The organism is Treponema sp. R6D11 (genome assembly GCF_054786075.1).
In genome coordinates, this window is sequence record NZ_BDHD01000077.1 from 1 (window position 1) to 8973 (window position 8973).

5 protein-coding genes and 1 tRNA gene are annotated in these 8973 nt (G+C 41.9%); all 6 read left to right on the forward strand.

What is annotated here, in order from left to right; genetic code table 11:
* Nucleotides 1–260: 260 nt before the first annotated feature.
* Nucleotides 261–335: transfer RNA gene (locus ACYVTD_RS07865), tRNA-Gln, on the forward strand.
* Nucleotides 336–427: 92 nt separating this feature from the next.
* The gene (locus ACYVTD_RS07870; protein ID WP_461247224.1) at nt 428–901 is read left to right on the forward strand and encodes a signal peptidase I; all 474 of its coding nucleotides are present in this window, start codon (nt 428–430) and stop codon (nt 899–901) included.
* 57 nt (nt 902–958) lie between these two features.
* Nucleotides 959–1630, forward strand: a complete 672-nt coding sequence (locus tag ACYVTD_RS07875) for a hypothetical protein (RefSeq protein WP_461247225.1) — start codon at nt 959–961, stop codon at nt 1628–1630.
* A gap of 119 nt (nt 1631–1749) precedes the next feature.
* The gene (locus ACYVTD_RS07880; protein WP_461247226.1) at nt 1750–2502 is read left to right on the forward strand and encodes a hypothetical protein; all 753 of its coding nucleotides are present in this window, start codon (nt 1750–1752) and stop codon (nt 2500–2502) included.
* Nucleotides 2503–2518: 16 nt separating this feature from the next.
* Nucleotides 2519–3031 carry a hypothetical protein gene (locus ACYVTD_RS07885; protein WP_461247227.1) on the forward strand — a complete coding sequence of 171 codons (513 nt, stop codon included), beginning with the start codon at nt 2519–2521 and terminating at the stop codon, nt 3029–3031.
* A 44-nt stretch (nt 3032–3075) separates the two neighbouring features.
* Nucleotides 3076–8973, forward strand: a 5898-nt coding sequence (locus ACYVTD_RS07890; RefSeq protein WP_461247228.1) for an MBG domain-containing protein, incomplete at its 3' end; no start/stop codon positions are given.

Sequence of the window (8973 nt, forward strand, 5' to 3'; positions counted from 1 at the left end):
TGGGGCGATCCGGAACGCCCCACGTTTTGCCTACTTTGTCGCACAAAGTAGGCCATCTAATACAAAACATCTAAAACCCTTGACATTCCCCGCATAATAGTGTATAATATATCAGCATGTCTAGAGACAAGCTTCTATGTTTTTATCGAAAGACGAACAGGTTTGATGAGTTTTTCGAAATAAGCAAGGCAGAGCGAGTTAAGCGCAAGTTTTTGCGGGGTTGGCAAAAACGGAGCGGCGAGCTTTTGTCCGCAGCTTTATGGGCTGTCGCCAAGCGGTAAGGCACCAGGTTTTGATCCTGGCATGCGTTGGTTCGAATCCAGCCAGCCCAGCCAAAGAGAACAATCACAAAAGGTACCAAAGAATAGTGCAAACTATCGCCTAAAAAGCTATTTAGCTACGTGTTGTGCTCCAAAAAGCGGTTTCTGTGATTCTAACTTTGCTTATAGTATTCTTGCTTGGATGTATTGGGTCTTTATATTATCAGCAGACGACGAACAAGCAAAGCATACCTAACTTGTTTGGCTATAAGATATTGAATGTAGTGACTGCATCGATGGAGCCGACGATTAAAATGGGTGATAGCATACTCATCAAAAGCACGAATGAAGTTAATGTTAAAGACATAATCACTTTTCGTCAGGGCAACTCTTATGTGACCCATAGGGTGGTATACAAAGAGGGCGACCAGTTCATCACAAGGGGCGATAACAACTCTGGAGATGACAAGGCTATAAAGACGATAAAAGATGTTGAAGGAAAATATGTTAGATCGCTTCCAAGTTTTTTACGTTTATCTTCATTTTTGAAAACTAGGGAAGGCGTTATAGCAATCATTGGAATTCCTGTTTTGCTAATATTGATACTCGCGATGTTAGGGACAAGGAATAAAGAGCAGTAAAAAACTTTAATTTGTTAAATTTTTAAAATATAAAAAGAAAAAGAAAGGATGATTAAAATGGAAAACATTTTATCAAAAAAACGAACTAAAGGGGTTATAGCTGCGGTAGCGATACTGTTGCTTGGATTTTTCCTCTTTAACACATTTGCTAGATACCTATCTACAGCATCAGGTGGTGGCGATGTGGAAGTAGCACGTTGGGCTGTTAAAGTTAACAAGACGGACCTAGCAAACGGCGTAACAGACTTTGGTGATTTGGTATTTACACCAGATCCATCAGAGACAGTTGCTGGAGGCAAAATTGCTCCAGGACACACAGCAAAAGCTGATCTACTAGTTGATGCTGTAGGAACAGAAGTTGCAATCGATTATGCGCTTGACATTGATTTGTCTCAGCTATCGGCTGACGCATCAGCAGACTTGCATATTTCTGGTGTTAAATATGTAATCGGTGAGATGGTTGCTGGAGAGTTTGTTGCTGATGCTGGTGCACCTGTAACGATTGCTCCAAATGCCGAAGACAAATATGTCGGCACAATCGCTCTTCCAACAGATGGCGAAGGCAACAGAATCGCGATCAACAAGGTTTATAATCTAATTATCGAAGTATCTTGGGAAGAAGGAACAGCATTTGATGTTGAGCCAGACGCAGATGATACATTGAAAGGCGAAGAAGCTGCAACAATTAGAGTGCCTGCTTCAATCGAGCTAAAACAAAAATTAAACTAATTAAAAGGTGGTTGTTGTTTTGAGGGAAACTACTGATTAATTCTTAGGAAGCTAGGGGGGAGCTGGAAATAGGCTCCGCCCGCTTTCTTCGTTTTAGGCAAGTTAGAAAGGAGGGTATTATGACGCAAATTCAATTAAATTTGGAACAAAAACCGAAAAAACAAGAAGAGAAAGACGAAAAAAAGCGCGTCTTGATACTTTGCTTTCTAATTTTAGCCTTGCTATCCCTGATAATATATTTGATTCCGTATTGGAACAACGCGACGGCGAATAAGGATTATACGTGGGAAGAGAAGATGGATTTTGGTTTCAAGATTGATTTAGGAAGACCGCTAAAAAAGATTAAAGGCAAAAAGATTGATAAAAACCTGAAGATTGAGGATGGCAAGATCGTGCCAGTTGATCCGGATGACCCAGACCCAGAGGAACCGCCGGAATATGAGCTGATAGAAGTTAGCAATGATGGCGATATTTGGGGCAGTTACGTTAGTCTTCCGCTATTCAGCCAAGTGAGTGCGAATGTTGTGCCAAAAAAGATAGCGCCGGAGTCGCATGGCAAATTTAACTTTGTGGTTAGGAACACGAACCGTAGTATATTCCAAATAATGCTTAAATGTATAGAGGAAAATCCGAATAAAGCCAATATGAAATATCGCATAAAGCAGGATAATAAATATGTTGCTGGGAATGCGAACACTTGGGTTTATCCTAGTGAGATAAAAATAGAGACTGTGTTTGACTTTATGCAAGTTATCGATTATGAGGTCGAATGGAAATGGGTAGAGACTAACAAAGATACGCCGGTGGGGATTGCGACTGGTGTGTATAAACTATTTTTAGAGATATTCTCGCAACCGCTGAGCAGTGAATAGAAAAAAGGAGAGAAAGATGAATAAAGAGCAAGAGAAAAACAAGAAAAAGACGATACTTTTGATGGTGCTGGTTATTATCATATTATCTTTATTTGCATTTTTCTCGTTTGCTAGATATTTTAGATGGGGTGCAGGCTCGGGGGAAATTGAAGTTGCCAAACCTGTGTTCTCTATCACTCCTGCAATAAACAACACTGTTATTATTAGCGACTCGGAAGTTGAAATAAATTTTTCGATAGCGAACTTTAATGAGTTGCAAGAGAAATCGGATGTATCGTTTAACTACACAGTTGAGTTTGGGCTTGTCAACAATAGTTTCTCGCTGAATGATTTTTCGAAGTTTGAGCTTAAGAAAAACGGGGTGGTGATCCCGCTTTCGAATTTCAAGACAGGCGTTCAAACTATTGAGCAGAATCAAAAGAAAAATGATTTCTACACGCTTACGATTGCGGCGAATGATTATGAGTTGCAGAATATAGCTGATAGGTTGAAGATTGAGTTTAAAGGTGAACAAAAATTGGATTTTTAATATAAATTAGGGGAGAAATTAGGCTGGAAGGAGGATTAGCAGCTGTGATTAAAAAACTACTGTCGAATAAAAAATACACTTGCATAGCTGCAATTCTTGCTGCGGTCTTATTAGTATTAAACTTTTTCGCATTAAGCGGATATATAACCTATAGCAGATATGTATTCAATGAAGATATCGCGGCTGAGATTGAAATCAATCTTCCAAGGCACGCGCCGGTTGCGTTTGTTGATACATTCCATGAGGACAAGAATTTAACAGGTGATTTAGTTGGCGATGATTTTGATTATGCGACTGATTTGCATGCGATAGAACAATTTGGCGCGACGTGCGTTATAAACTCTAATAATGATGCCGATATGTATAAATTCACGGCGAAGACTGCTGGGACATATTATATTTATACGACCGGCGGGCTTGACACGCATGGCGAGCTATATGATTCGAGCCGAGCTATTTTAGCGCAGGATACTTATGGCGGGTTGTGGACCAACTTTGGGATTTCTTATGAGCTTGATGCGGGGCAGACGGTTTATGTTAAAGTGCAATCTAATAACAACGCGACAAAAGGCGATTATGGTTTTATTATAAACAAGATTGGGTTTGGCGAGGCGATGCCAGAGCCTATAACTAGTACGATTTGGGATGGCGATCCTAAGCCAGCTAATGTTGTTACAAACTCGACTGGCAACATGACGGTTCGATATGATGGAAGCGCGAACGTACCGATTGATGTTGGCACTTATCAAGTTAGAGTGGATATCGCGGCAGACGGAATTTTTTCTGCAGTTTCTAATATTCAAGCTGGCGATTGGGAGATATTAGGAGCTGATCCGGTTTTCTGGTTTGAGACACCTACTGCTATTTATGATGGCAACCCGAATCCGCCGACTGTTTTATCCAACTCTTTGGGAGATATTACCTTATTCTATGGCTGGGATTTTCAAGGAAGTGTGCCGGTTGACGCTGGCGAGTATCCGGTTTATGCGTCGATAGCGCAACATAATAATTATAATGCTTTAGATCATGTGCTAGTTGGGCTATGGGTTATCACTCCGGCTGAGCTTGAGATTGTTGTTACACCGGGGAACCTAGAAAAAACTTATGGCGATGCGGACCCTAATGTGTTTACATATAGTATTATTCCAAATCCGATTCCTGGCGATCCGGCTATTATACAAAATCCTACGTTTTATATAGAAGAAAATGGTTTAGCGACTGGCGTTGCTAGACCTGTTGGTGTTTATGCGATTCGTTCGAATGAAGATTTCATGGTTGGAACGACGAATAATTATACATACACGATTAGGTATGAAAGTGCGGAGCTTATGGTGCTTCCTGCTGATCCTTATGCGTATTTGCAAAGTTATTCGACTATTTATGATGGGACGCCTAAGCCTGCGACTGTTATTAGTGAGAGCGATGGTGCGGTTACGGTTTATTATAATGGCTCGACGAATGTGCCGACGAATGCTGGCGAATATACTGTTACGGTTGACATCGAGGCTGATGGTGATTATGAGGAACTTAAAAATTGTCCGCTTGGGACGTGGACTATAAATCGCGCGACGGAAAATGTTGTTATTAAAGCGGAAAATAAATTAAAAGCATTTGGCGAGGAAGATCCGGCGAACAGCTATGTTACGATTCCTAACTCGATTGTTGGAAACCCTGAGATATCTGTTGGGAGCTATGCAGTTTCGGGAACGGCTGGCACGTCGCGACCTGTTGGGACATACACAATAACGCCTTCTGGTTTTCAAATTGCTGACACGCAAAATTATACATATTCTATCAGTTATCAAAACGGGAATTTGATTGTCGACAAGGCTACGCCGACGGTTACGCTTGACGAGGATTTTGCTTTCTATACAGGGTCTCCGCTTGCGGCTTCGGTTTCGAAGAATTCTACCGGTGCGTTGACAATTTATTATAATGGAAGCACGACTATGCCAACTAATGTTGGTGATTATGAAATAACAGTTGATTTAACGGCGGACGGCAGCTATTTAGGTTTGACAGGGTTTGAGCTTGGAACGTGGACCATTAAGCCGGCTGATGTTGAAGTTGTTATCAAGGCGGTTAACAAAGTTATAACTTATGGCGATGAAGATCCAGAGCTAGAATATGAAATTATTCCTAGCGGTGCGAGGAACTTGGCTAGCACATTTAATGTTGGCTCGATGGTTATTGACGGGTTTGACGCTGAAGTGCGACCTGCTGGTGAATATGGCATTACTATTGACGGGTTCACGATGCTTGATTCAAACTACAACTTTGCTATTAGTTATGAAAACGGAACGCTTACTGTTTCAAAACAAACTGTTTCTGTTGAGGTGATAGCAGATAATAAGACAAAAACGTTCGGCGATGCGGACCCAGAGCTAACTTATACTATAGAGCCTGAAAATCCTGTTGATAATCCGTATATGACGGAGGGTGTTCTTGCGATTAGTGGCTCGGTTAGCGGCGTGAACAGACCTGCAGGAGCATATGATATCGCACCAAGTGGATTTGAATTTTTAGAGACAGATAATTACGTTTATGAAATTACGTATACTAACGGCGAGCTAGTTGTTGAAAAAGCAACTCCGCAGCTTACATTAGAGACGTTATTTGCTGAATATGATGGCACTCCAAAGGCAGCGACGGTTACATCTAATTCGAATGGGAATATTACGGTATATTATGACGGGTCGGCTACTGTGCCTACTGATTGCGGAGTTTATACTATTACGGCGAGCATAACGGAGGGAACTAACTATACGGCGCGCACGAATGTTTTAGTTGGCGATTTCACGATTGAGCCTAAGACGATTATAGCAAGAATTATTGCTGATAATAAAACGAAAACTTATGGCGATGCAGACCCTGCGTTTACCTATCACTATGAGGTTACGGAAGAAGAGAGCGGGTTACAAATAACGGCGGGAACGTATGCTTGCGACGGTGAGGCAGAAGGTGAGGCAAGACCTGCGGGGACATATGAAATTATGCCTGTCGAATTTACGGTTACATCGCCTAACTTTGAATATCAAATCCAATATGTGCCTGGAACGTTGACTGTTTCTAAGCAAACTATTGAAGTTTCGATTATTGCGGATGATAAGACAAAAGTGTATGGCGAGGCGGATCCAGAACTTACATATTCGATAGACCCTGAATATCCAGAAGGATTGCCGACTGTAGGAGATGGATTTATCAGCATATTAGGAAACCCTTCAGGCGCGGCCAGACCTGCTGGAAATCATGAAATTGTGCCTTATGGGTTTACTATTGCGGATACGGATAATTATACTTACCACATAACTTATGTTTCGGGGAACTTAGAGGTTACAAAAGCTGAGCCTACGCTCACATTAGAGACTACATTTGCTGTATACGATGGAACGCCTAAAGCGGCGACTGTTACTAGCGATAGTAGCGGTGTTATTACTGTGTATTATAACGGTTCGCAGACTGTGCCGACTAATTGTGGTATATATGCTATAACAGCTGATATAACTGTTGGTGCGAACCATATTGCTGCGGCGGGCGTTGCGCTTGGGGACTTTACTATTGACCAAGCTCATCGCACAATTTCGATTGTTGCAGATAATAAAACTAAAATTTATGGGCAAGAAGACCCTGAATTTACTTATCACACAGAAATTACTGATGGAATAGCGGAGCAAGTTGATATTATTGCGGGGACGTATCATTGTGAGTGTGAAGCGGAGGGGCCATCACGCCCTGTTGGGGATTATACAATTCATCCAGAAGGATTTTCGGCATCGTCTAGCAATTACGTATATGATATACAATATATAGAAGGAACTTTAACGGTTACGAGAAAAACGGTTAATGTTTCGATTGTTGCGGACGATAAAACAAAAGATTTTGGCGAGGCAGACCCAGCTTTAACTTATTCGCTTGACCCTGAATATCCAGAAGGGTTGCCTAGCGTTAATGAAGGGTATATCAGCATATTGGGCACTCCTTCAGGCACGGCTAGACCAGCCGGGACATATGATATTCATCCTTATGGGTTCTCGCTTCCTGACACAGCTAACTTTACTTATAATTTGAGTTATGTTGATGGGACTTTAACCGTTGATAAAATTTTGCCGGAAGTATCACTTGCATCTGATAAGACTATCTATGATGGAACGCAAAAAGCAGCGACGATCATAACGAATGCGACGGGCGTTCAAACTGTATATTATGTTGGCATCGGCAGCACGAATTATAGTGAGACGACAAATGCGCCGACAAATAAGGGGACGTATTTAGTTAAAGTTTCTATTACTGCGCATGGAAATTATTTGGCGCTTACGAAGGCTGAGGCTGGAGTTTGGACGATAGAAGGTGCTGCGCCTGAATTTTCGTATAGCCCAGCGACGGCTACATATGACGGGTATGAGCATGGAACGGTTGTTAGTTCGACATCGGGCGGTGCTATTACGGTTTATTATGAAGATGATGCAGATTTGCCTACAGAGGCAGGAGAATATTGCATAACCGTTTCGCAAGAGGCTTATGGAAACTATGCAGAGGTTGTTAGACAATGTATCGGCACATTCACTATAAATCCTGCTGCTCCTAATATTTATTTGGATAATCCGCGTGTTGTGAATTATGATGGCGCGCCGCATAATGCTAATATTGTTAGCCAATCGCAAGGGCATATGACGGTTAAATACAATAATTCTACTGCGTTGCCGGTTGATGCGCGTGTGTATACAGTTACTGTTTCGCAAGAGGCTTGCGGAAACTATGCGGCTGCGCAAGATGTGTTTGTTGGAAATTATGAGATAGTGGGGGTTGAATTAGTTGTAGATTTATATCCTGTTTATACTGAAAAAGTATATGGCGACGCAGATCCTGTGACCTTTGGAATTGTGACAGACCCTAATAATATTCCAGGGAATCCAATTATAACTCCGGGTGCTTTTGATATTTCTGGTGCGGTTTCCGGCGTGAACAGGCCTATTGGGCATTATGTTGTGACGCCTAGGGATTTCGTTATACAACCTACGAACAACTATACATATAGAATTGTTTATCATACGGGTGAGCTGGCTGTTTTGAGTGTAAACCCATATGCAACGCTACTTGCAAATGAGGTGACATATACTGGTTCGCCTTTGCCTGCGACGATTGTAACTCCATCGCAAGGGGCGCAAACTATTTGGTATCTTGGTGAGAACGGGATCAAAACGCAAACTCCACCGACGAATGTGGGGCAATATATTGTTATTCTGGATATGCTATCAGATGGCGTATATGCCGCTTTGAATGATTATGCGGTTGGAACATATACGATTAATAAAGCGACGATTCCTGTCACGATTACTGCGGGCAATTTGGAAAAAGTTTATAACACGGCGGATCCAACGAATTATTCATATACGTATACTCCTAACCCTGCGACGGGTAGCCCAAATATCATAACAGGTGCGTATACTGTTTCTGGAACGGCAGGCGCGGCAAGACCTGTTGGAACGTATAGCATAACGCCTTATGGGTTTGTGATTAATGAAACGGCAAACTGCAAATATACGATTACTTATGTTGCAGGAACGCTTACAGTAACCGGTATGATGCCTGTTTACACTATGAATGGAGGCGTGATTGAAACAGGGCTTGGAGCGGATAATGATAGAGCAGGTGGCTCGATCGCCACTGCGTTTGATTTAGGTATTATAAACGATGCATATTCGATTGACGTTTGGGTGAATATCCCGGGCGACAATGACTATTTCAGGTTTGTAGCAGGACAATCTGGGACGTATTATTTTAACTCATCGCACAACACGCTTGATACATATGGATATTTATATAATTCTGCGGGAACTCAACTAACATATAATGATGATGCGGCTGGCACGAAAGGCGACGGCACGCTTAACTTTGGTATGACATATAACCTGACTGCTCGCAATGCCTGTTTTGTTTATAAT